At 40.2% G+C, this 25,209-nt stretch carries 18 protein-coding genes; 13 read left to right on the top strand and 5 right to left on the bottom strand.

Going from position 1 to position 25,209, the window contains the following annotated elements; translation table 11 throughout:
• From BLV53_RS03695 to BLV53_RS03665, 7 genes are all read left to right on the top strand, one after another.
• Entirely contained in the window at positions 1-528 is a 528-nt protein-coding gene (locus tag BLV53_RS03695) for a transcription repressor NadR (RefSeq protein ID WP_090297223.1), read from the top strand.
• A 168-nt stretch (positions 529-696) separates the two neighbouring features.
• On the top strand, positions 697-1,371 hold the full coding sequence (locus tag BLV53_RS03690; RefSeq protein WP_090297220.1) for a uracil-DNA glycosylase: 675 nt from the start codon (positions 697-699) through the stop codon (positions 1,369-1,371).
• 125 nt (positions 1,372-1,496) lie between these two features.
• A complete protein-coding gene (locus tag BLV53_RS03685; protein ID WP_090297218.1) occupies positions 1,497-3,941 on the top strand; it encodes an ATP-binding protein in 2,445 nt (814 codons plus the stop codon).
• A 42-nt stretch (positions 3,942-3,983) separates the two neighbouring features.
• Positions 3,984-4,748: a response regulator gene (locus BLV53_RS03680; RefSeq protein WP_090297215.1), complete on the top strand. Its 765-nt coding sequence runs from the start codon at positions 3,984-3,986 to the stop codon at positions 4,746-4,748.
• A gap of 23 nt (positions 4,749-4,771) precedes the next feature.
• On the top strand, positions 4,772-6,829 hold the full coding sequence (locus BLV53_RS03675; protein ID WP_090297212.1) for a methyl-accepting chemotaxis protein: 2,058 nt from the start codon (positions 4,772-4,774) through the stop codon (positions 6,827-6,829).
• Positions 6,830-6,930: 101 nt separating this feature from the next.
• Positions 6,931-8,016 (top strand): metallophosphoesterase family protein, encoded by a 1,086-nt coding sequence (locus tag BLV53_RS03670; RefSeq protein ID WP_090297210.1) that lies wholly within the window; start codon positions 6,931-6,933, stop codon positions 8,014-8,016.
• On the top strand, positions 8,013-10,685 hold the full coding sequence (locus BLV53_RS03665; RefSeq protein WP_090297207.1) for an AAA family ATPase: 2,673 nt from the start codon (positions 8,013-8,015) through the stop codon (positions 10,683-10,685). The genes BLV53_RS03670 and BLV53_RS03665 overlap by 4 nt, the downstream gene beginning before the upstream one ends.
• A 35-nt stretch (positions 10,686-10,720) precedes the next feature.
• Here BLV53_RS03665 and BLV53_RS03660 read toward each other — a convergent pair whose 3' ends face one another.
• From BLV53_RS03660 to metF, 4 genes are all read right to left on the bottom strand, one after another.
• Positions 10,721-11,002, bottom strand: coding sequence for a hypothetical protein (locus BLV53_RS03660; RefSeq protein WP_090297204.1), 282 nt, complete (start codon positions 11,000-11,002; stop codon positions 10,721-10,723).
• Positions 11,003-11,021: 19 nt separating this feature from the next.
• Positions 11,022-12,311 (bottom strand): UDP-N-acetylmuramoyl-L-alanine--D-glutamate ligase, encoded by a 1,290-nt coding sequence (gene murD / locus BLV53_RS03655; protein WP_090297201.1) that lies wholly within the window; start codon positions 12,309-12,311, stop codon positions 11,022-11,024.
• Complete coding sequence (locus BLV53_RS03650) at positions 12,295-13,689, bottom strand: MurL-like N-terminal domain-containing (protein WP_090297197.1); 1,395 nt, start codon at positions 13,687-13,689, stop codon at positions 12,295-12,297. Before BLV53_RS03650 ends, murD begins: the two co-directional genes overlap by 17 nt.
• A 90-nt stretch (positions 13,690-13,779) precedes the next feature.
• Positions 13,780-14,631, bottom strand: a complete 852-nt coding sequence (gene metF / locus BLV53_RS03645; protein WP_090297195.1) for a methylenetetrahydrofolate reductase [NAD(P)H] — start codon at positions 14,629-14,631, stop codon at positions 13,780-13,782.
• Between the two features lie 148 nt (positions 14,632-14,779).
• Between metF and BLV53_RS03640 the strand changes: the two genes are divergently transcribed.
• The 6 genes from BLV53_RS03640 (at position 14,780) to BLV53_RS03610 (ending at position 23,944) form a co-directional block, all read left to right on the top strand.
• Positions 14,780-17,521, top strand: a complete 2,742-nt coding sequence (locus tag BLV53_RS03640; RefSeq protein ID WP_090297192.1) for a glycoside hydrolase family 3 protein — start codon at positions 14,780-14,782, stop codon at positions 17,519-17,521.
• A 78-nt stretch (positions 17,522-17,599) separates the two neighbouring features.
• Positions 17,600-18,949 carry an ArsB/NhaD family transporter gene (locus BLV53_RS03635; RefSeq protein WP_090297190.1) on the top strand — a complete coding sequence of 450 codons (1,350 nt, stop codon included), beginning with the start codon at positions 17,600-17,602 and terminating at the stop codon, positions 18,947-18,949.
• Positions 18,950-19,085: 136 nt separating this feature from the next.
• Positions 19,086-19,685 (top strand): cytidylate kinase-like family protein, encoded by a 600-nt coding sequence (locus BLV53_RS03630; RefSeq protein ID WP_090297187.1) that lies wholly within the window; start codon positions 19,086-19,088, stop codon positions 19,683-19,685.
• Between the two features lie 24 nt (positions 19,686-19,709).
• The gene (locus tag BLV53_RS03625) at positions 19,710-21,317 is read left to right on the top strand and encodes a response regulator transcription factor (protein WP_090297184.1); all 1,608 of its coding nucleotides are present in this window, start codon (positions 19,710-19,712) and stop codon (positions 21,315-21,317) included.
• Complete coding sequence (locus BLV53_RS03620) at positions 21,314-22,747, top strand: sensor histidine kinase (RefSeq protein ID WP_090297181.1); 1,434 nt, start codon at positions 21,314-21,316, stop codon at positions 22,745-22,747. The genes BLV53_RS03625 and BLV53_RS03620 overlap by 4 nt, the downstream gene beginning before the upstream one ends.
• Positions 22,748-22,915: 168 nt before the next feature.
• Positions 22,916-23,944: an ABC transporter substrate-binding protein gene (locus tag BLV53_RS03610; RefSeq protein ID WP_090297177.1), complete on the top strand. Its 1,029-nt coding sequence runs from the start codon at positions 22,916-22,918 to the stop codon at positions 23,942-23,944.
• A 1-nt stretch (position 23,945) separates the two neighbouring features.
• On the opposite strand, the gene BLV53_RS03605 is transcribed toward BLV53_RS03610, so the two are convergent.
• A complete protein-coding gene (locus BLV53_RS03605) occupies positions 23,946-24,908 on the bottom strand; it encodes a GntR family transcriptional regulator (RefSeq protein ID WP_170830740.1) in 963 nt (320 codons plus the stop codon).
• Positions 24,909-25,209: the final 301 nt, after the last annotated feature.

Genomic DNA, 25,209 nt, shown 5'->3' with positions numbered 1-25,209 from the left:
ATGGACGGACAGGCTAGAAGACAAAAGATAGTAGAAATCATTCGTAAATCTGGCAAGCCTGTATCAGGTACAGCCTTGGCAAATGAACTAAATGTCAGCAGACAGGTGGTTGTCACAGATATTGCCCTTATCAGGGCAAATGGTATAGAAATCACTTCCACCAACAGAGGTTATGTGGTTTCAGAATCCAAAAAATGTAAGCGTATCATTAAGAGCCGCCACACAGATGATGAGATTTTAGATGAGCTGTTTACCATAGTAGACAATGGTGGAGTGGCAGAAAATATCATTATCAACCACAGATATTACAACAGACTTGAGGCTCCCCTTAATGTCAGCTCACGCCGTGAAGCCAAGGAATTTATGGAAGCTATTGCTTCAGGTAAATCAAAGTCCTTAAGCTCCGCCACCAGCTGGTATCACTATCATGTTATTAGCGCCGACGATGAATCCACGTTAGATATTATCGAAGAGGAGCTGAAAGCTAAGGGCTTTTGGCTGCCTATCGATGACTGGATATTACAGTAATAAATATCGAAGCCACGGTTGTCACCCAGCCCTAAGGCACTCTGCAATCCCTATTTGCTATCGCTTTCGCTATACTCAGCAAATAGGAATAGCAGAGCACCTGAGGGCTGGGTGACAACCTAGGTATCAAAATATCTAAATTTCTTGATTACGATTGGAGATTATTTAATGTCAGCAATTAGCAACGATTGGTTAGAGCCACTTACGCCGGAGTTTAAGAAGCCTTATTATAAAAGCTTGTACGAGAGCGTTAAAAAAGAGTATCACGAGCATCCGGTGTATCCACCAGCAGATGATATTTTTAATGCATTTGATTTCACACCACTTTCTCAGGTAAAGGTGGTTATTATTGGGCAGGATCCTTATCATGAGCCGGGACAGGCGCATGGTTTGTGTTTTTCGGTAAAGCCTGGAGTAAAGACTCCACCATCTTTAGTAAACATATATAAAGAGCTTCAAGATGACTTGGGCTGCTACATTCCAAACAACGGCTATTTGGAAAAATGGGCCAGACAGGGAATCCTTATGTTAAACAATGTGCTTACTGTAAGAGCTCATCAGGCAAACTCTCACAAGGACTTGGGATGGGAGCAGTTTACAGATGCTGTTATCGACATTTTGAATCAGCAGGACAGACCTATTGTATTTTTACTTTGGGGTTCACCAGCTCAAAAGAAATGCTCAAAACTCAATAATCCAAATCATTTAATTCTAAAAGCACCACATCCATCGCCTCTTTCAGCATATAGAGGCTTCTTTGGCTGCAAGCATTTTAGTCAGACCAATGAATTCCTAAAATCAAAGGGCTTAGAGCCTATCGACTGGCAGATAGAAAACCTTTAAATCGATAATAATACACAGAAAGTTCATCGTTTCTTCATTGAGTCGCTTATATTATTATTTTATTATTTATATTAGAGAGAATTTACACTAAAAGATTGTGCGCAATCTTTAATTGGAGATAGATTTTGAAAAAATTATTAGCGCTTGGAAGATACTTTTTTAGTCCGGATTTACCTACGGATTTAATACTTTTTAACATTATAACTATAATCGGTTTTATAGGTGGAATTATCGCAATTCCCTTTAATGCCATAAACAGCACATCACCGGCTCTTACTATAGTTATCATTATTGCCATCTTTATGGATGCGATTTGCATATATCAGGCCAATTACAAAAACAGGCTCAAAAACGCCACAATAGCAGTGTGCTTTGTGGTTGCTGTGGCTGTTTTTCCAGTGATGTTCTTTTTGACAGGTGGAATAAACAGTGGAATGGCCTGCTGGTTTACCCTAGGCCTTATTTTCATATTCATGCTATTAGATGGCATGGATTTTGTCTTTATGTTACTTACTGACATTGCCATCATTATTGGGTGTTATGTTATTTCCTATTACCATCCGGAGTATGTAATAAAGCTGGATAGAACAGAGAGCGTTTTCTTTGATGTAATCCAGTCAATGCTCATCTGTGCATTTGCAGCAGGTGCTATTTTAAAGTTCCAAAAATCCATATATGTGAGACTCTACAAACAGGCCTCAATCAACAACGATGACCTGCTTGAAAAGACTCTTCAGGCAAAGAAAGCGGAGAAACAGGCTCAGTCAGCAACAGAGGCCAAGAGTAATTTCCTTGCAAATATGTCTCATGAAATCCGTACACCAATCAACACTATCATGGGTATGGATGAGATGATTTTAAGGGAAACAGACGACAAGATAGTGGAGGAGTATGCCCTTGATATCAAGACTGCCTCACAGAATCTGTTGTCTCTGATAAATGATATTTTGGATATCACAAAAATCGAAACAGGTAAAATGGGCCTTGTAAATGGTGAGTATCAGTTTATGAGCCTTATGCATGATGTGCTTAATAATGTCACACTTCGTGCAAAGGAAAAAGGTCTTGAAGTTCGCCTGAAAATAGACGGAGATATTCCATGTGATATGTATGGCGATGATGTGAGAATTCGTCAGATTCTCACAAACATTATCACAAACGCAGTTAAATATACACCTGAAGGACATATTGATATCACCGCAAGATGTAAGCGAAATTATAATCACACAGTAGATTTATATTTTTCAGTAGAGGACACCGGAATTGGTATCAAGCAGGAGGATATCAAGCGTATGTTTGAATCCTTTGAACGCCTTGAAGAAAATCGTAACAGAAACATCGAAGGTGCAGGTCTTGGTATGGCCATCACCCAGAATCTGTTAAAAATGATGGGCAGCACTCTTCAAGTGGAGAGTGTCTATGGTCAGGGTTCAAAGTTCTCATTTGTAATTAATCAGGATATTGTAAACGGCGAAGGTATCGGCGATTTTGAACACAAGCTAAAACAGCTCACAGCCAATTATGAATACAGCACCAGCTTTGAAGCTCCAAACGCGCATTTTCTCGTTGTAGATGATAATGCAATGAACCGAAAGGTTTTTGCAGCGCTGTTAAAGGAATCAAAGGTAAAGGTTTCTGAGGCAGCAAGTGGTGATGAGTGCCTTGACCTTATCCAAAAAGAGCATTATGACATGATTTTCCTGGATCACATGATGCCTGGCATGGATGGTGTGGAAACCTTCAAGCGCATGGCTTCATTAGATGGCAACAAGTGCTTGAGAACTCCGGTTATAGCGCTTACAGCCAATGCCATCGCTGGTGCCAGAGAACGATATTTGACAATGGGCTTTCATGGCTTTCTGTCAAAGCCTGTAGTTCCAGCTCAATTAGAGAAAACCATCAGGGATTTCCTGCCAAAGGATTTGATGGAGCATCATGAAATAAATGCTATAGACGAGGCCAGAATGAATCGTGTAAAGCCGGTAGAGCTTCCTGAAATAGAGGGGGTTGATTGGGATTATGCACTACTTCATTTCCCGGATTCAAAAATGGTGCTCACTACAGCAATAGACTTTTATGATTCCATTGGATACGAGGCAGAAATAATTGATTCATACTATAGTTTGATAGATGATAATTTCCCACTGGCTGATTATCGCATAAAGGTTCATGCTGTAAAAAGTATGGCAAATACAATAGGCGCCACTGCTTTAGGCGGCCTTGCAAAGATATGTGAGTACGCAGCAAGGGATAAAGAAATCGACAAAATCAGAAGTCTTACTCCAGTTCTTTTAGAAGAAATGGAAAGCATGAAGAAAAGACTTAAAATCCTTACATCAGAAGTTGAAAAACCACAGATGGAGGATTTGGATGAGCTGTATGCTCTTCTTGAAATGCTAAAGATGTCTATAAAGGCTCATGATTCTGAGCTTGCGGACAATATTATAAAACAGATTACATCCTTTGCTTACGAGGATGATATTCAGGTAAGAATAGACGAATTAAATCAGTCTATTATGAATTTAGATGAAGACGAAGCTTTAGCACAAATCGAAGAATTACAAAAGTAAATTCACAAGTAATAACACAGGTAATACAAGGAGAATTGGAAAATGCGCAAAATACTTATTGTTGGGGATTTTAACAACGACACCTCGGATGTTAATTCCTATCTTTCACATCACTTTCATACCCAGCTATGCACTGACAGCGCAAAAATCGTAAGGAGTATGCTGAAGCTATATAACCCGGAACTTGTGCTTATGGATATTGATGATTTCGAGTTAAATCATGAGGAAGTATTTGAGGCTATTCGTGAATTTAACTCAGAGCTTCCGGTACTCACTTATGGCAGGGAGACAAAAAAGCAAATGTTTATCTCCTACTATTATTCAGGACAGTGCAAGCATGTGGCGCAACCTTCCAAGGAACTGCTTATTCAAAGCATCTGCAAGGAATTCAATATGAATGCCGATGCGATTTTGAATGCAGTAGAGGAAACAGATAAAAAGCATATTATCGTTGTGGATGACAACCCAGTATTGCTTCGCAACATGAGAAATATGCTTCAGGATAAATACAGAGTGACACTGGCAACATCAGCAGCTCAGTGCATGAAGGCTATGGGAACAGATAAACCGGATTTGATTATTTTGGATTACGAAATGCCAGTCGTTGACGGAAGACAGACTCTTGAGATGATAAGGGCCGAGGATGATGTCAAGGATGTGCCTGTAATCTTTTTAACAGGAATAGCAGATAAAGAGCATGTAGATGCAGTTCTTGATTTGAAGCCTGCAGGCTATTTCGTAAAGCCACCAATGCAAACCAAAATAATAAATGCAATTGAAAACATTTTCTTAAAACAGAGTGAGTGACATTTGGGGACGGGGGGTACACTATGAACTTTAAGAAGATCGGAACTAAGATGTTAGTACTTATTTTGCCAGTGCTGGTTGTAGCACAAATTGTACTAACGATAATTTCTGCAGTTTCAAGCCAAAATCTTGTGGACGACAAGACGCAGCAGGCTATGGATGCTGAGTTGCGTGCTAACGATGAAGAAATTGTAGCCAAGCTGATGGAAGTTGAGATTTTGGCAGATGCTATTGCAGTAAGCGTGGCAAACTCATATACCTACACTGAGTGGGGAAACTATGAGAAAATGCTGGAGAATATGATAGACAGTAATGATATTGTCTTGGGCTCTGGTCTTTGGTTCGAACCTTATGCATATGATCCTGAGCAGCAGTATTATGGTCCATATGTAATGAAGGATGGCAACGGTCATACAACTACATGGGAATATAGCAATGCAGAGTATGATTATTTCTCACAAGAATATTATACAAACGCTATGGCATCAAATGACGCTGCGATTACAGACCCATATTATGATCCTTCATCAGGAGTAATTATGTCATCTTGCTCTACTCCTATTATTGTAAATGGAACAAAAATCGGCTGCGTTACAGTTGACATAGAGCTTTCTTCTATTACCGAGATTATTGGAAATGTAAAGGTTGGCCGGACTGGTGTTGGTATCTTAACTACAGGCGAAGGTATCCTTATCGCTGGCTACGATGATCAAAAGGTTCAGGATAGCGCCAACATCTTGGATGACTCAAACACATCATTTGCAACAATGGGTAAGGAAGTTATTGCAAATGAATCTGGTACTAGCGGTTATACAGATGGAAAGACAGAGTATAGAGTTTACTATGATACCATCCCAGAAACAGGCTGGAAGTTCATGATTGCAATTGAAGCCTATGAGCTGATGAGACCTATCTATCTGCTTATAAACATCCTTGTATTTGTATGTATTGCAGCAGTTGTTGTTGCAACTATCATAATAGTGTTTGGTATTGGTGGTATTGCAAAGACAATCAGAAGGGTTCAGAATTTTGCTTCTGAGCTTGCTGAAGGTGATTTCACAGTTGATAAGCTTTCTGTTAGGGGTAAAGATGAGCTGGCAGTCATGTCTGATTCTCTTAACGAAATGTACGGAAATAACAAGGGCGTAATCAGCAGTATTGCAGACTACTCAATTGATATTAACGATTCAAGCAGTAAGCTAAAGGTTGCTGCTCAGGACTTAAAGATAGAGTTCGACAAAATTGTAGATATCATGACAGCTGTTAATGCCGATATGATGAATTCTTCAGCTGCAACAGAAGAGCTTTCAGCGTCTGTAGACCAAGTTGCTCAGTCTGCTGACAACCTTAACGAAGAAACAAAGGGCAGCTTAGAGCTGGCAGTTGATATTCAAAAGCGAGCAAATGCAATTGGTAAGGAAAGTCAGGAAGCCTTTGATAAATCACAGACCTTACAGAGCAACTTCCAGACAAAGCTTGAAGAAAGTATTGCCCAGTCTAAGGTTGTTGAAAATATCGGTGAAATGGCAAGTGTTATTGCTGATATTGCAGATCAGATTACGCTGCTTTCACTTAATGCATCCATCGAGGCAGCACGTGCTGGTGAACAGGGCAAGGGATTTGCTGTAGTTGCTACAGAAATCGGAAAGCTGGCAGGTCAGACTACCGATTCAGTTGAAAAGATACAGGAAACAATTTCAGCTATTCAGGGTGCTTTTGAGGGACTGGAAACAAATGCAAAATCACTTCTTGATTATGTATCTGGAACAGTTACTCCTGATTACAAGAACTTTGTAGCAGTAGCTGAAAGATATGGACAGGATGCAGAATCTATCAAGGATTCATCTGAAAAGCTTTCAGTTATGACTGATTCTATTCAGAATATTATGAGCGAGGTTCGACTTGCGCTTCAGAACATTGCGGAAGCTACTCAGAATACAGCTGCCAACAGTGGTGAGGTAATGGATTCAGTTGAGAACCTGTCAGAGACAGTTGCAGAAATCAACAATATGTCTGATAAACAGAACGGTATTTCTGATAATCTTACAAAAGTCGTCAGACAGTTCAAACTTGAGGATTAACATAAATATTATAACGAGGGTGCCCTTGGTGCCCTCGTTTTTTTTATTTGTATATGTTAAAATAACTTTAAATTGGGAGAATTTTATGTTAGGGAGAAACTATGCGTATTATTCATTGTGCAGACCTGCACCTAGACTCCAAAATGGAAAGCAATTTAGATAAAGAACAGGCACTTCTCAGGCGCTCAGAGTTAATTGAAACCTACGAGCGCATGGTAGAGTACGCCCATGACAATGATGTGAGGGCGATTCTCATTGCCGGAGATTTGTTCGACAAAACCCACATTCGCAAGGAAGTAAAAAAGCGTGTGGTAGAGCAGATTGTGTCGCATCCAGAGATTGAATTCTACTATTTAAAGGGCAACCATGACAGATGTGATTTTATGGAGCCAGGTATAGATGAAATACCTGCCAATTTTCATATGTTTTCAGATGAGGGCTGGACTAGTTACGAATGCGACGATGTGGTTATTTCAGGAATGGAGATTAATTCTTCCAATGTCTCTACCCTGGCACAGCGTCTGGTACTTAATTCTGCAGCTATCAATATCGTCATGCTTCACGGTCAGCAGTCTGACTACGACGGCAAGGACGGAGCGGAGATTATAAACACCACTGCCCTAAAGGGCAAATTCATAGATTACCTTGCCCTTGGTCACATTCATAAATACATATATGAACAGCTTGATGACAGAGGAGTTTACTGCTACCCAGGCTGTCTTGAGGGCCGAGGCTTTGACGAGACAGGAGACAAGGGCTTTGTGGTTCTTGAAATAAATGATGGTCATATTGAGTCTGAGTTTATTCCATTTGCAAAGCGCAGACTTCATGAGATAGAAGTCCCTGTTACAGCCGAGATGGACATTCAGGCCACAGTAGCTAAAGCCAAGAGACGTCTTGATGATGTGGATCCCCAGGATTTGATTAAATTCGTTCTCACTGGAGAGCGTGAGCTTGATGACGAGCTTGATATAGCCCGCTTCGTCAGAATGTTTGAAAATAAATATTTTTTCGTGAAATGTTATGACCATACCAAAACACTGGTAGATTACGACAGCTTCCAGTACGACAAATCCCTAAAGGGAGAGTTTGTCCGCTTGGTTCAGGCTCAGGACATGAACGAAGATGAAAAAGCAAAAATAATAGAACTTGGCATTAGAGCCATAATGGGGGAGGATATAGAATGAAATTAATATCGTGCCATATAGCCCATTTTGGCAAAATTAACAACTTTAAATACGATTTCAAAGATGGCTTTAATTCTATTCTTCAGGAAAATGGTTGGGGTAAAACCACATTTTCTGTATTTATGAAGGCTATGTTTTACGGCCTTGAATATTCACCAAACACGAAAAAGAAGCTGCTTGAACGTAACCATTATCTTCCATGGGATGGAAGTGTATGTGGCGGAAACATCGTATTTTCCACCAAGGATAAAGAGTATCGAATAGAGCGCACCTTCGGTCAGACAGACAAGGATGACACTTTTGCTTTATATGACAATGTTACCGGACTTGCATCTTTAGATTTTACAGAAAACATCGGTGAAGAGCTCTTTAGGGTAGATAGGGATTCCTTTGAAAAAAGTGTCTATATTCCGCAGACGTCTCTTGGCACTGGCATGACCGATTCCCTCAATGCAAAAATGGGAAATCTTGCAGCTGCAAAGGATGACATCAGCAATTTCGATGTGGCTTTAAAGAGTATAAAAGATGCCAGAACCAGCTACACCAGAAACAGCAAGGTCAACCCTGGCAAGCTTGTCAGCATCAAAAATGAAATAAACAAATTAAAAGAAGAATACGAAAAGCTCCCAGCATTGGAAGAGAGTGTGGAGGCTATGAGCTGTCTTGTTGAGGAAAAACAGGATACCTTAGGCCGTCTACAGGCTGAAAAGCAAAAACTCGCAGAAACAATTCAGCTACAGAGTAAAAGAGAGCAGGAGCTTGGAGCCTATCGCACCCGCATTGACACACTTAAAAATGAGCAGGAGCGAATAGCAGTTTTAGATGAGTTTTTTGCAGCAGGAGTTCCATCTGACGAAGAAATCGCCATGCTTGAACAGACCGACAGAGATTTGGCTGTTCATGAGCGTGCAGTAAAGGGACTCACCGACGAGCAGGAAAAGGAAACTCCTGTGTTTGAAAAACCATTTGAAAACAAAATCCCAGATGATAGTGAATTTGCCCTATGGAATAAAATGGCAGCCAATCTTGCAGAGCTTAGAGCAAAAGCAGAGCACTCCAAACTATCAGAGGATGCCAGCCGCCAGCTGACAGAGCTTAAGTTTTTCTTTGACAAGCTGGTGCCTACAGACGAGCAGTTGGCCCATATAGAAAGACAGACTACGCTTATCACAGGACTAGAAGCCCGTGTAGATCAAAGTAACGAGCGACTTTTGATGATGCAGGCAGAAAAGGCTGCTGATGAAAAGCACAAGAAAAGTAAGAGCATTAATGTTTGGCATATATTAGGTACTATACTTCTTATCATTTTCATTCTCACAGGAATTCTATTTACCAATTTCCTGGACAATGAGCTTGGTAGAATCATCGAATATGGTAGCTTCATCGCCAGCATATTAGATGTCATAATACTTATTATCACAGGCCGAAAAGCATATCATGCAAGAATTGCATCAGAACTGGAAATTGAAGGCCGTATTTCAGATGAGCAGGAAGCCCTTGAAGAAACAAAGCTTGAACTGAACGAATTAAAGGAAGAGTGTGAGGAATTCCTATCGAATTTCCTTTTAACCAGAGCATCTTCCATGCAGGAAAATGTTTATGAAATCAGGCGCAAGCTTGACCAGTATAGACACCTGTTAGATGAAGAACAGTCACGTCATCAGGAGGCTGAAGGTACACTTGATGAACTGGCCGATTTACAGCTTGAGCTTTACACCAAGATTCAACCTTTTGCATCTGCTTATGGCATCAATCTTTACGACATGGGTGGAGAATACGAATTCCTCTCTCAGCTGAAAAAGGATGCCAACAGATACAGCGAGTACCTTGCTCAGCTTGAAAGCATTGCTAGACATGAAAATACTATTCGTACTCTCGACATTGATATTAAAAATGTGCTGTCCAGATTCCCGGTGGATGCTTCACTAGAGCGCACAGAACAGGTACAGACTATCGGTATCAAAAAGCGTGAGTATGAGGCTATAGCTGAGAGAATAGGTGCCTTAAAGGCTGAAATAAGCAAATTCGAAGCAGAATATGATGTGAACGAACAGGTTCAGTCTGTAGACGATTTACAGAGACAGCAGACAGCCTTGGATGACCAGATTATGGAAATCAATCGTCAGATAATGCAGGAAAAGGAAAATCTTTCCAGCTCACTTGAAGAGGTTGAAAGACTTTCAGATGTATCAGAGCAGCTTGAGCGTCTTGAAGCTACTGAAAAGGAATACAAGAAAAATGCTGCAGTTCTTTCTAAAACAGAGGATTTGCTGCAGAAAGCCAGAGAAAGCTTTTTATCAAAATACATGCAGCCGCTTCAAAATGGTTTGCATAAATATTTAGGTCTTATAGATGGCCCAGGTGGTACAAACTCAGGTTACGCTGTTGAGGATTTTGAGCTGGATATGGATTTGAATATAAAGCTTTCCTATTCAGGCAACACCAAGAGCGGAGAATACCTCTCTCAGGGATATCAGGATCTGGTGGCATTGTGTTCACGACTTGCTCTTGTGGATGTACTGTATCCAGAAGAAAAGCCTATCCTTATTTTGGACGATCCATTCACCAATTTTGATGACAAAAAAATAAAGGAGTCATTAAAACTCCTTAGCAAAATAGCTGAACAGCGACAGACGATTTATTTCACTTGTCACGACAGCCGATTGTAAAACTATAATAATAGAGGGGCATTGAAGCCCCTCTATTATTGTTTTGGAAAATTATTTTTTCTATATTCTAAGTGACCTTCATGAATCCATTCATGAATGATTGATTTGTCGATGCCGAGCTCTGCGGCAAGTAACATCTCGTTTACGTATTCGTTTTCAATTATATAATCTTTTACCTTTGGAAAGAGCTCCTTTTTCATGCATTCCTTGCACAATTCGTACTCAGAACTTAAAGGAATTCTACATCCACAATTGGTACAGTGTTTAACTGCTGGGCCCTTTTCTTTTAAAAAATCCGATTTTGACCGTCGTCCCATCGTTATACCTCATAAAAAATTATAAGCCTATATGCTCCTTAAAGAAGTCACCACGCTGCTCGAAATTCTTGAATACTCCGTAGCTTGCAGAAGCAGGAGAAAGAATAACTGCAGTTCCCTTGCTGGCATTGCTCTTTACAAATTCACATGCAGCACCAAGATCTTCTATGTAATGAACATGCTCCATAAATGCATCTGATGCCACACTGCTTAATTTATCAAGTAATACCTTGCCACTATCATACATTAAGATGATATGCTCAAGGTTTCTAGTCTGTAAAAATTCTACAAGAGGATCGTAATCAATACCTCTGTCCATTCCACCAAGCAAAATAGTACCAGCATTTGGGATGGCTTTAATGGCGCTGATAGCAGATTCTACGGTGGTGGAAATAGAGTCATCATAGTAATCTACATCGTCTAGCTTGCCGATGAACTGTAATCTGTGGGCAAGTGTTTTAAATGTAGCAAGGGCATCCATAAATTCCTGATTTGAAATATCGTATCTTCTGCATACATCATATACAAATGCTGTGTTGAAAAGATTGTGTGTGCCTCTAAGGGTAACACCTGGTATTTCGTCAAAGGATGCAAACGGTAAATCACCACTGCTAACCTTTACGATAGTAGATTTGCAATCTCCCTTTGCTGGAAGAAATTCAGGATTACAGAACAGATAGTCATTATAGTCCTGATTACGATAAATGTTTTGCTTTGCTTTCCAGTATTTTTCTACTGAACCATAGTGGTCTAAGTGATCCTCGTAGAGATTTAAAAGGATTGCCTTGGCAGGAGAATAGTGTGCATATTCTAACTGATGGCAGGAAAGCTCGAACACAATAATAGTGCGTGGATGAATCTGGTCTGTGATATCAAATATAGGAAGACCTATATTCCCGCCGAAAAGCACATCTTTCCCACATGTCTTGAGTATATGATATAAAAGTGAAGAAGTTGTGGATTTTCCCTTAGTTCCTGTAATTCCTATAGTTTGCGCACCAAAAACCTGCAGAAAAAGGTCAGCCTGACAGGTTATGTGGCATTTGTATTCATTTATATCCTTTGGAAGAACAATTCCTGGACTTTTAAATACTACGTCATAGTCATCCAGACAATTCAGATATCCTGCACCTGTGATAACATTGTGCATTGCTGTAAGGTCAGAGCTCACCGCATTGGCATCTGCGATGTCAAGACATGTAAATCCTCCTACAGAAGAAATCATTCTAAAGCTTGACTGGCCCTCGCGACCAAATCCAAGAATAAGTACCTTTTTATCTTTAACTAAATCTCTAATTGTTTCCTTCATTTGCTAAAGCGTCCTTTATTATATTTTCAAAATATTCATCCAAGGCATGCTCAGATGCGAACTGACTTACGTATTTCTTAAAGTCAATCGTTGGTACAACTGCCTCATCCTGATAATGAGCTAAAAGGGTAGGAAGAGGAATCTGTAAATCGGCATATTTACTAATAGTTTCAGTGATTGCAGCATTTACCTCATCACGACTACCCACACATTCAAATGGCTTTTCAGGCAGAATTCCGCAAAGCTTGTCGAAATCCACCATCATTGTTTCGTCCTCGAAGAGTCGCTTGCCAAAGATTGTATCTAATTCCTCAATACTGAGGAACGGAGATAAAATGATATATACGAACAGACACTTAGGGCAGTGACCACACCATATATCCTGTTTGCTGCCTACATTACAGCTTTTGAAAATGCCGTGATATTTCTTAAAACGTGAAAACAGCATGGCAATCTGAAGCTCTGAAAGTGGACGTAAAAAGCTAAAGTAATATACACCAGAGCCGATGAATTTTTTTTCATAGTTTCTAAAATCAGCTTCAAACTCAAAGCTCTTTGAGTACTGATGATTTACGTAGCTGTCAAGGACAGTAGATTCATTGGCGCTGGATTCATTTGAAAGGGCTACATATGAAAGCCCATTTAGGTATCCTGCAATGATACTTGAAAATGCAACCAAAGCAGAGAATGGTGTGTGCCCATTTAAAAATCCCTTTGCATTTAAATCAAGCATGTTTTTATCCAGGGTACGCTTTGCATAAATGGTGCGCTCAGTAAGCTCAGCCACCTGAACTGTTGAGTCAGTGGCGCCTCTTGAGTTAATGACATAGCAATAGATATCTGCATTATTCTTTAATAGCTCAATAGATACTACAGAATCCTTGCCACCACCTACAGGTACCATGACCTTTGGTTTGTTATCACCAAAAACTGATGGGGAGGAATGGTTTTCAATCACTCTGCCTGAAGGCTTGCTCTCACATTTGATAGTCATGAACTCGTCAAAGTCTTCGTCAATCCCATTGGTATAATAGAATTCTCCAAGACCATTGAAATAGAGCTTTTTCCACCAGCTGGCCTGGTCAGCAGATATGCTTTTCTTCTTAATGATAACAGTAGGCGGACATGCAATTTTCCAATAGCTGACAAGCTCAACCATGCCAAGTGAAAACACCATATCATCGATAAGGGCTTCATCAACATTTGCGATGGTGTTTATGCGTGGTATTTTCCAGGTAGGATGAAACTCTGATAGTCCGTCTATAGAAAAGTCGAATACCATGCTGATTTCCGACTCTGTCAATTCATAGGAATAGCCCTGATATGTGAAAGTAGGATATTCCTCTCTACATTTTTTGTAAAAATCTTGTCTACTCATAATTTTTCCTTATAAAAAAATAGTAACTGTCCAGAACGAAAAATCCTGAACAGCTACAATTATATCACAAATAATATTAACCTCACATAATTAAAGTGCATTGCAGATTTCGGCTGTCATTTTAGCCTTGTTCATGCAATAGATGTGAATGTGACCCATACCGCATCTCTTTAAGTCTTGAATCTGGTTGATAGCATATTCGATGCCGGCGGCACGCATTGCTTCAGCGTCCTCGCCATAGCGGGCACAAATATCGGCAAGCTTCTTTGGAACAGATGAACCAGCCAGTGTGACAGTGGAACCAATCTGCTTTGCAGAGGTGATTGGCATAATACCGGCAACGATTGGAACGGTGATTCCAGCCTGAGAAGCGCGCTCAACAAAACGATAAAAATCTGCATTGTCAAAGAAGAGTTGGGAAATAAACATCTTGGCTCCCATATCCTGCTTCATTTTCATAAAAGCAATATCTGAGTCCATAGAAATAGCCTCTGGGTGCTTTTCAGGATAGCAGGATGCTGATATATTAAGGTTAGTATTTTTATTAAGGAACTGTATCAAATCGGTGGCATGAGGGAAGATACGTTTCTCAAATTGTTCGTCCGACATATCTCTTGGTTTGTCACCTCTAAGAGCGAGCACATGTGAAACACCGGCCGCTTCAAGATCCTTTGTTACAGCTAAAATATCCTCTTCACTGGAACCGACACAGGTCATGTGAGCCATGGCATCTAATTTTAGTGTGTTTTGGATGTAGCTTGTAATATCGACGGTCTTTTTGGAGCGACTTCCACCGGCACCATAAGTAACACTTATGAAGTCAGGGTTAAGGGTTGCAAGTGAGTCTAACACTTTGTAGCAATTCTCAAATTCGTCATCCTTTTTTGGGGGGAATACCTCAAATGAGAGTGATGAATCCTTAGCGAACATGTCTTTTAGCATAGATATTCTCCTTTTTTGAAAAAGTGTGTATAAAGTGCTCGGAATTTTAAAAATGTGTATATATTTTTAACAAAAAATACACAGATTATAAATAAAAGAATAGTATCATACTTTATAATGGAAAAAAAGGGTTAGGGAGCAACATGTCATGAATTTTCGACAACTTAAGGGAGTCATAACTAAAAGTGGAAAGATGAACTTTCCAGAACACAGAAATTTAGCCCGTACATTTGGTGCCGACAGTATGGTGCTGCTCAAAAACAACGGAATCCTTCCAATGAATAAAGGAAAGGTTGCTTTGTTTGGAGCAGGTGCTGTTGACACTGTTTTTTGCGGCATTTTTTATAATTACGTATTTACGGATGGAAATATAAATGTTAAGCAGGGGCTTATAAATAATGGCTTCACATTCAGTACGGATATATGGCTTGATAAAATGGAAAAGGCCACTAAAAAGGCATACAAGTCCAGCCCGAATACAAAATCCACTAAGTTGTTTGCCGGCATGAGAACCCTTGCTGAGGAAGTTCCTATTTCTGTTGCGGATTTGGCTGAAGCCATCATTGGCACAGATACCTGTATATATGTTACCAGGCGTCAGCAGACCTTTGAGAATAGTCATGACGTATCAGAAAAGCCTTATCATCTGTCACAGGTGGAACAGGAAAATCTTAGCTTGATAACAGGTGCATTTAAGAATGTCATCCTGGTAATCAATTCTCCGATGATGGAGATAGCTTCTATAGCAAGATTAAAAAGCGTTAAGGCTATTGTTTTTATGGGAATAGCCGGAATGGAAGCAGGAAATGCTCTTGCAGATGTCATAACAGGTGCGGTTAATCCTAGTGGGCATTTGACTAATACCTGGGCAAAAAAATACAAGGATTATTCTACCTGCATGCACGGCTCTAGAAAAGGTAAGTCTTACGATGCAGGTGAAATAGATTACAAAGAGGGTATCTACGTTGGGTACCGCTATTTTGATGCATTCGATGTAGCACCTCAATATCCATTTGGCTACGGCCTGAGCTATACCACATTTGACACATCTTTAGAGTATTTTGAGGCCAGCTGGATATCTATTATCATGCGTGTGAAGGTGACAAACACAGGTAGTGTTGCAGGCCGCCATGTTGTGCAGGTATATTGCAGTCAGCCGGAAGGCGAGATAGAAAAGCCATATCAGATACTTTGTTCCTTTGCCAAAACAGGAAAGCTTAAACCTGGAGAATCAGAGGAGCTTACTTTAAAGATTCCTATTATGACACTGACATCCTTTGACAATGAGGATGGTGCCTGGGTTATGGAAAAGGGAGATTATCTGTTTAGGATAGGAGACAACTCCCGAGATACCAAAATCGCAGCCAAGGTGGTGCTTGATAAACGCACAGTTATCATGCGTGTAACTATAAGTGAGAAAAACGCCAAGCCTATGGAGTTCCTCACACCACCTCCAAGGATGCCGGTAGATACTGGCTATATAAAAGTTGCTTCACTTTCCGGGGATGCATACAATTCAGAAAAAAAGATTATAGAGCCATTCAGAGAGGTTACCACCTACGTTCAGGAAGACAGCAAATATATTTCCTATGTAAACGATAACACCTACAATATCCCTTACAGAGTCAAGGAAAATATAGAGGTGGTCAAACCTTGCGGCTCTGCCACATTTATAGATGTCATAAAGGAAAAGGTATCTATGGAGGAATTTATAGCTTCGCTTTCTCCAGAGATTTTAGCCAGAATCGTTGTAGGTGCCACAGAGGAATCAAAAATTTCCAGCGAAAACAGATTTACTTTCAGCTTCAATTTTGATTCCAAGGGTGTAGAAATAGCAGCCAAGACCACCAATCAATTTGCAAATACACTTGGCATTCCTAGTGTCAAAATTGCAGATGGTCCATCGGGATTACACCTCATTGGTATTTCCTGCACCTGCTTCCCATCTCCTATGAATATGGCGCAGACCTGGGATATGAGTGCCATGGTTAGAATGGGGCGCGCATACGGAAGAGAGATGGAGGCTCATGATATCGATTATTGTCTGGCACCTGCTTTAAATATTTCTAGAAAGCCTATGTGGAACAGGGCTTACGAATTCTACAGTGAAGACCCAACCATTTCCGGAGTGCTTGGGGCTGGCTTTATCATGGGCGTAAAGCGTTACGAAGGCAGAAACGTTATCATTAAAAATTTACCTGTCTTCAATCAGGATTCGTCAAATCAAAATGTAAATATAAACATTGAGAGAAGAACCTTCGGTGAGATTTATCTGAAACCATTTTCCATCTGTCAGTTTGTAACCAAGCCAGCAGGCATATTGACATCAAGTCTAAAAATAAACGGCAGGTGTATATCTTCGAATAAAGTGTTGAACACAGATATCATCAGAAGGGACTGGGGATTCTCAGGAATCGTTTTATCGGACTGGGGTTCAATGTCAGATAAGGGTGAAGATGTTCACGCAGGATGTGATTTGATAATGCCTGGATTTGATCCTGACAAGCTCTTAGAGAGTATGATGAATGTGCCGCCTACATTTGAAGAAGACGGATATGTATCGGTAGTTGAAAAAGCTTATCTCTATGGTTCTCCTATGATTAAATACGAAAAGTGGGGCTCATTCGTATTGGATAAAAATGGAGATACTGTTGTTACCGCAAAGGTTGAGCCGGGAAATGAGGTCAGTGAACGAGCCTTAAAATTGCAAAATAAGGGCTTATGCACCATCAAAACTGAAATTGATGGAACAAAGACTATTATCTATAAAGGATTTAATAGAGGGCCTTACCTTGCGCTTGGCGAGCTTCAGCAGGCAGTCATCAATATTTTAAATGAAATAAAAAATTCAGGCGCTATGAAGAAATTGATGGAACAGGCAAACATTTAGCTCAAAATGTTCATTCAAAATAATACCCCCTTCGTTTACAATTAGTTACAGTAAAACATGTAAACGGAGGGGGTTTTTATGTTAGCGGAAATATTGGCTATAGCCATATTTGTGGCTATGTTTGCAATGATTGTATGGGACAAAATACCCAAGCACAGGGTTACTCTTGGCTGTGGAGTTCTGACAAGCATTTTTGTTTTTGGAATAGGAATGCATGACAAGCAGGCATTTATAAACACTCTTGCAGTGAAAGGCATTTTTAAACCGAGCTTCTGGTATGCAGCAGGAGAACATGCCGAGCAAACCTCTGGGATTAACTGGGCTACCATTATTTTTTTGTGGGGAATGATGATAATGGTTGAAGGCATGGCTGAGGCAGGCTTTTTCGACTGGCTTTGCCTTAAAATCGCAAAGCTTGCCCATTATGAGCCTACCAGAATTTTTGTATCATTTATGGTACTTGCGTCTATACTTGCCATGTTTATAGACTCAATTACAGTTATTTTATTTCTTGCAGCAGTCACTATTAGACTTGCAAGAACCCTCAGGTTTAACCCGATTCCAGTCATTATGGCCGAAATCTTTTGTGCCAACCTAGGTGGAAGCGCCACAATGTGCGGTGACCCGCCAAATATCATCATCGGTACATCGCTTGGCTATTCCTTTGCAGATTTTGTAGAAAATACAGGTGTAATTGGTGCCGTCTCTTTGGTGATTATCATTGTTTATTTCTATTTCACCATGAGAAAACGTCTCCAGGACCCTGCGGACAAGGTAGATATCAGTACCATCAATGTGGAGCCGACAATAGAAAACAAGCGTGACTTTTTTGTAAGCACTGTTATATTTGCACTGGCAGTGACCATGCTTATCACTCATGCGATGACGGGGCTCACAGTTGCATTCATAGGTGTTTTCATAGCAGCGATTACTTTGATTACAGCAGGTCATAAGGCACCTATACTTTTAAAGAGAGTCGATTATCATACACTTCTATTTTTCATAGGTCTGTTTGTTGTAGTTGGAGGCCTTGAAGAGACAGGAGTACTTGTTGTGATTGCAAGCTTTATAGCGAAAGTATCAGGTGGTAATCAGCACATTATGATAGCTATTATTCTTTGGGTAAGTGCATTTTCATCAGCATTTATCGACAATATTCCGTTCTCAGCCACAATGATTCCTGTTATAAATGCATTGGCTGAAACTACAGGTGTAGATCTTTCCACAATGGCATGGACGCTGGCTATAGGTACAGACATCGGAGGTAGCATGACTCCAATCGGTGCTAGCGCCAATGTAGTTGGTATATCTACAGCTGGTAAGGAAGGTTATCCAATCAGCTGGGCAACCTACTGTAGAGAACTTGTACCAGGTACCATTATCGTGCTGGTTGTTTCTATGATAAATATTTACATAAGATATCTATAAGTTTTGATTCATTACAAAAGCTCTATTAAGCATAAAAATTATTGACTAATTAAGAAGTCTTGAGGCGTAGCCTCTCGACTTCTTTTTCTTAATATAATAAAATAAAGATAGAGAGATACTGGAAGGGGGTTAGTTTATGGGGCAGTTTATCATTTCAGTAGGAAGAGAATACGGAAGTGGGGGACATGAGATAGCAACCGTACTTTCGGAGCGATTTAATGTGCCACTATATGATCGAAATATGTTGGATCAACTAGCTGCGCGCAACGGTATTGACGCAGATTCACTACATCAGCATGAAGAAATGAAGCGTAGGGGTCTGGTTAGAACCGTCCGTGAGCACTCTTCTTCAATGCAGGATTCAGTGGCCCAACTTCAATTTAGATTTATTCGTGAAAAGGCTGAAAGCGGAGAGAGCTTTGTGGTGGTTGGCAGATGCGCAGAAAATGTATTGCGTGACAATCCGGCTCTTATTTCTATATTTGTGAGAGGCGATGAAAAGACAAAGGCTGAAAGAATAAGTCGTCTGTACAAACTCACTATTTTAGAAGCAAAAGCAAAGATGTTTCGCCATGATAAAAAGCGTAAGGCATATCACAATTACTATTCAAAGATGAAATGGGGCGATAGCAGAGGCTACGATATCTGTATCAATAGCTCTCTTATGGGAGTTGAGGAAACAGCCGAGCTTCTGTATCAAATGATTAGTACGTACTTGAAGAATAAAGAGCAATAATTTAAGAAGGATATTTGGGGAATAATGTATAGTGTTTTTTTGGTCGAGGATGAAATTGTTATCCGCGACGGTTTGAAGGCCAGCTTTCCATGGGAACAGTGTGGCTTTGCGTATGTGGGCGATGCAGCAGATGGGGAAATGGCATTGCCTAAGATTAGACAGAGTAAACCGGATGTGGTTATTACAGATATTAAGATGCCATTTATGGATGGTATTTCTTTGTCTAAAATTATAAAAAAGGAGCTGCCGGAGACTCGCATTGTCATCATCAGCGGCTTCGATGATTTTTCCTATGCACAGGAGGCCATTGGCATTGGTGTGGACAATTACCTGCTGAAGCCTATCACAAAGGGGAAGCTTTCTGATGTTATGTCCGATGTGAAAATCAAGCTGGACAAGGAAAATGAAAAAGATAATTATCTGGAACAATTCAAAGCAGAAAGTCAGGAATACGAGCAATTCGCAAGGGTAAGATTCTTTAATCAGTTAGTCAGTGGCGCCATGTCTACCTCAGATATATTTGAAAAATCTGAGGAGCTGGGGCTTTCTCTTGATGCAACCCAGTACAATCTGGTTCTACTTGATTTCACTCCCATGAATGGACAGGTGGCAGCTCCTGCTTATTCTAAGCATAGAGCCCGTCTTACAGATCGGCTGATGCAGTATTTGAGATGCTGTCCTGAATACATAGTTTTCCATTGGAACATGGATACCTACGCCATTATCGTAAAAGGCGACGAGGAAAATATTAATGCACGTACCAGAACTTTGTTTGAAAATATTCAACGTAGATGCATGGTTTACGAGGATGAAATCAATTGGTATCTGGCTGAAAGCGGTGTGATAAGCAGGCTTTCTGAATTTGCAGCAGCCTGCCACAGGGCAAATAAACGCCTGAGTTGTCGATACGTAAATACGGTAGGCCACATTTTTACAGATGAAGATATTGAGAAAATACGCAGCAGTAACGATGAAAACGACAAAGCGGCAATAGACCAGCGACTGGTAGGACTTTTTCTTGAGAACGCTATGGAATCAGAGATAGATAGCTTCCTTGAAAATATTATTGGAAAGCAGACGAAAAATGCTTTGAATTCAAATCTCTTTTGCAAATATTTCTCTATGACAATGTATATGTGTGTCTGTGATTATTTGAGAAAAATAGATCTTGATCCTGATAAGGTGTTAGGTTCGCAAATACGTAGAAGTTTAGAAAACGCTGAATCCTCAAATGTGTTAGATTTGGTAAAGGATATGTTTGCCTGCGCTATAAAAAAGCGTACAAATGAGGTGGGTAAACAATCCCAGTCACAACTGGATGCTGCCATAAAATATGTGGACGAGCATTTTTCAGATGCTAATCTCAGCCTTAATGAAGTGGCAAAGGAAGTAAATATTTCCCCTAGTTATTTGAGTGCCATGTTTTCCCGTGAAAACAAGACCACCTTTGTAGAATATATTACTGCAAAACGTATGGAGCAGGCTAAAGAAATGCTTCTTACCACCTCAAAGAAATCCCAGGAGATTGCAGAAAAGGTGGGCTATAGAGACCCACACTACTTCAGCTATATCTTTAAAAAGACATATGGTCTTAGTCCTAAAGAGTTTCGCGCAAAGGGTCAAGAGTTATGAAAAAAATATTGACCAAAAGAAAATCCAACATGAGTATCATGCTTGGAAGATTAATAACTGTAATATTCATACCTATGAGTATCGTAATTGCGATACTCATAGGTATTTTGTGCTGGTATGCCTATCAGTATCATACCATTTTGCACAATGTTACCTCAGCTTCAGCCTTCAACCAGGATTTTAAAAACGAAGTTGACCTAAAGATGTTTTACTATGTCAGCGACAGCGCATATTCAGTAGGCAAGCCTATTGATGAAGTGGAAAACGCCAGGCTTTTGGCAGAGGAACTGTTAAAGCAGACCAGTGATAAAAAAAGTATAGAATCCATCAAATCGGTGCGAAATCTTTGCCTCACATTGGAGCAGCGCATGGATGAAATAGATGATGCAGGCTCCTATGATGAGAGTATGAGTCAGCTGGATAACAACATATATATTTTGACGGATTTAATTCAGACCTATATGTATGATTATCTATATCACGAGTCTGTACATCTAAGTCTTTTGCAGGAAGAGCTCACAGCCCAGCTTCAATATATGATATATGGCACATTGGCCTTGTTTATCATAATGGTTATCCTTGTTGCCACCTATATCTCAGGCATTACAGAAAGAATTACTGCTCCTATAGCAAAGCTTTTAAAACGTGTAGGAGATATTAAGGGTGGAGACTTCGAGGTGAAGCAGCCTGTAGAAGCCGATGCCATAGAAATCCAGACTTTATCCGATGGCTTTGAAGAAATGGTAGGTCAGCTCAACACTCTGATTCAGGAAAATAAACAGGCAGAGAGAAGAAAACGACATGCTGAACTGGAGCTTCTGCAAGCCCAGATTAACCCACACTTTCTGTACAATACTTTGGACACAATAATCTGGCTGATAGAGGCTGACAAAAAGCAGGATAGTATAAATATGGTCAGTGCTCTTTCTGATTTCTTCAGATTCTGTCTCAGCCGAGGCAAGGATATCATTACTCTAGAGGAAGAACAAAAGCATATTTTAAGCTACCTTTCCATCCAGAAAATTCGTTATCAGGATCGAATGGATTATGAGGTAAATATCCCGGACAGTTTATATCCTTATTCAATTCCAAAGCTGACACTTCAGCCCCTTGTAGAAAACAGCATTTATCATGGGATAAAGCTTCAACGTGAAAAGGGCTCTATAAAAGTAGAAGCCATTGATATGGGAGACAAAATAGAGCTAACAGTCAAAGATAATGGCGCAGGCATGACCGAAGAAAGACTTAAAGAAATGCGAAAGGTCATCATCAACGGTGAAAAAGTAGGCTTTGGCCTAAGAACTGTCCACGAAAGAATGCAACTGCTATACGGTGAAGAATACGGCCTCTCCATCTCAAGCACTGAAGGAGTAGGCACCACCATAACAGCCGTAATACCCAAAATAGAAGAAACTAAAGCCTTCCCCTAGAGGGGAAGGTGCCAGAAGGGAAGAGATAATGCTTTAGCGTTATCTGCCACCCCGGCGAGGAAGAGATGATGCTTTAGCATTATCTGCCACCCCGGCGAGGGGCGGATGAGGTATAGCCTTCCCCCTCTGGGGGAAGGTGTCAGCGCAGCTGACGGATGAGGGCTAATAATGACTAAAAAACACATAATAACCATACTAACATTCACATTACTACTCCTACTCTCCATCACCACCATATCCTGCAGCCTATCAAAATCTGCACCCAATGATACAGATGATGAAAACCCAGACCTGACCGTAGTAGGTTTCTCACAACCAGGCGCTGAATCAGCCTGGCGAGTGGCTCTAACAGATTCGGTAAAAGAATCCTTTACAGAGGACAAGGGTTACAAGCTCATTTACAAGGATGCCCAGTCAAAACAGGATAATCAAATTAGAGACATCAGAACCTTTATCCAGCAGGGGGTAGACTATATAGTAATCAGTCCTATTGTGGAAACCGGCTGGGACACAGTGTTCTCGGAAGCCAAGGCAGCCGGAATACCCGTCATCATCTGCGATAGAAATGTGGTGGTCTCAAATGAGTCACTGTACACAGCCTTTGTAGGTTCAGATTTCAAGGCTGAAGGGGAGAGTGCAGTTTATCTCATGGAAAAGCTATTTGAAGACTCTGAGCCAGATTCAAATAAACCTTTAAACATAGTACACATCCAGGGGACGCTAGGTTCCTCAGCTCAGATAGGACGCTCTCACGCCCTTGAACTAGGCCTTGGCGACCATGAAAACTGGAAGGTAGTATACGAAGACTGCGGAGAATTTACCAAGGCAAAGGGCAGGGAAATAATGGCTATGGCCATTGATGAACTTGGAGCAGAAAACATCGATGTAGTGTATTGCGAAAATGACGAAGAAGCTTTTGGAGCTATGGCTGCTTTAAACGAAGCGGGGATAAGCTACGGACCAGACTCGGGGATAAAAATCGTATCCTTCGATGCAGTGAACACTGCACTTATCATGTGCATGAATGGCCAGATAAGCGCTGAAGTGGAATGCAATCCACTTCAGGGACCCTATATTTATAATCTGATTAGTCATCTAAAAAATGGTGAGGCCGTCCCAAAGATTACCTATGTGAAGGAGCAGTACTTCACTTCGGAAAGCCTCACTGCTGATTTTATCGAAGGTAGAAAATATTAAACTATTTATAAGGAATGGTGATAGATTTACTGTTACCATTCTTTTTTAATGCAATAAAAGCTTTGGCGAGTTCTTTACCAAAGGATTTTGATAAATGAAGGTTGCTTCTGTAAACCGGATATGCACCCTCTGGATAAAGTGTAAAATCATCTACATAAATAACAGAGGCATCCTGATAGGCAACTCTTAAAAATTCATTTATAGTATGTTCTGCTCTGGTGAGCATTCCAGGAAAATCAATGGAATTTACAAATAAAAAGTATGCATCATTAATAGATAAATTGGCGTCGCGGATTGCATCAATAAAGCCTGAGTATGCCAGAGTGGATGCAACATCATCCTGTAAAAATATTCCTCCAATATTTTTATGCCCTTCGTTTATATAGCTACGGGCCATGTAGTAGCCCCTGGCATAATTATCGGCAGCAATCACTGTAGGGTTATATATATCCTTTGGAGCAGAATTGATAAAGACAATAGGCACCTGCCTCTTTAATAAAATCTGCATCAAGTCGGCATTTGTAGAGCTTACACTAGAGTGAGTGGGCAGTATAATAAGTCCTCCATAGGCATCGTTTAACATTGACGAAAGGTATTCTCTTTCAGAGTTTACACTTCCCTTTGTCTCACAAAAATCCGGTTGGAATCCTTCTTTTAGAAGCAAAGTTTCTATATCCTCTACCAGGTTTTCATAAAATGGATATTTCTTATCTGGCAGGATAATTTTTACTACATTTTTTTTCGAAGTATTATTTTTAGAAATGATAGTATTACCGCTTCCCCAACGCTTTGAGATAATACCATCTTCCTTTAGAAGTTCTAGGGTCTGACGCACTGTTGATCGACTCACATTATACTCATAGGCCAGCTGCATCTCAGTAGGAAGCTTAGAGCCTATAGGATATTCGCCTTTAGAGATTTTGTCGTTAATAATTTCTTTGAGTCTTATATATTTTGGAATCATAAAATAATCCCCCATTTAAATAAGAGTTTCCACTTTTTATATCACAATACTATCACACTATAAAAGAAATTGGTATGAAAATTGTGAGATAGATATACATACCAATCTAAAAATTTTAATATATTTGTTTAAAATTTTCCACCCTCAAAAGCGCAAATATACGGCTTTTTAAAAAGATTGGTATGCAAAAATACAAACATGCAAAAATTGGTACTGTTGGTTCTATAGAATCAATGATATTTGCTGTGAATTTATTGTGACTGTATTTACCTAATGCTAAATTATTCCCAGATAAATAAAG

Source organism: Pseudobutyrivibrio sp. ACV-2, from assembly GCF_900107545.1.
Lineage (GTDB): Bacteria > Bacillota > Clostridia > Lachnospirales > Lachnospiraceae > Pseudobutyrivibrio.
The sequence above is the reverse complement of the archived record's forward strand: the minus strand, read 5'-3'. Positions and strand labels throughout refer to the sequence as shown.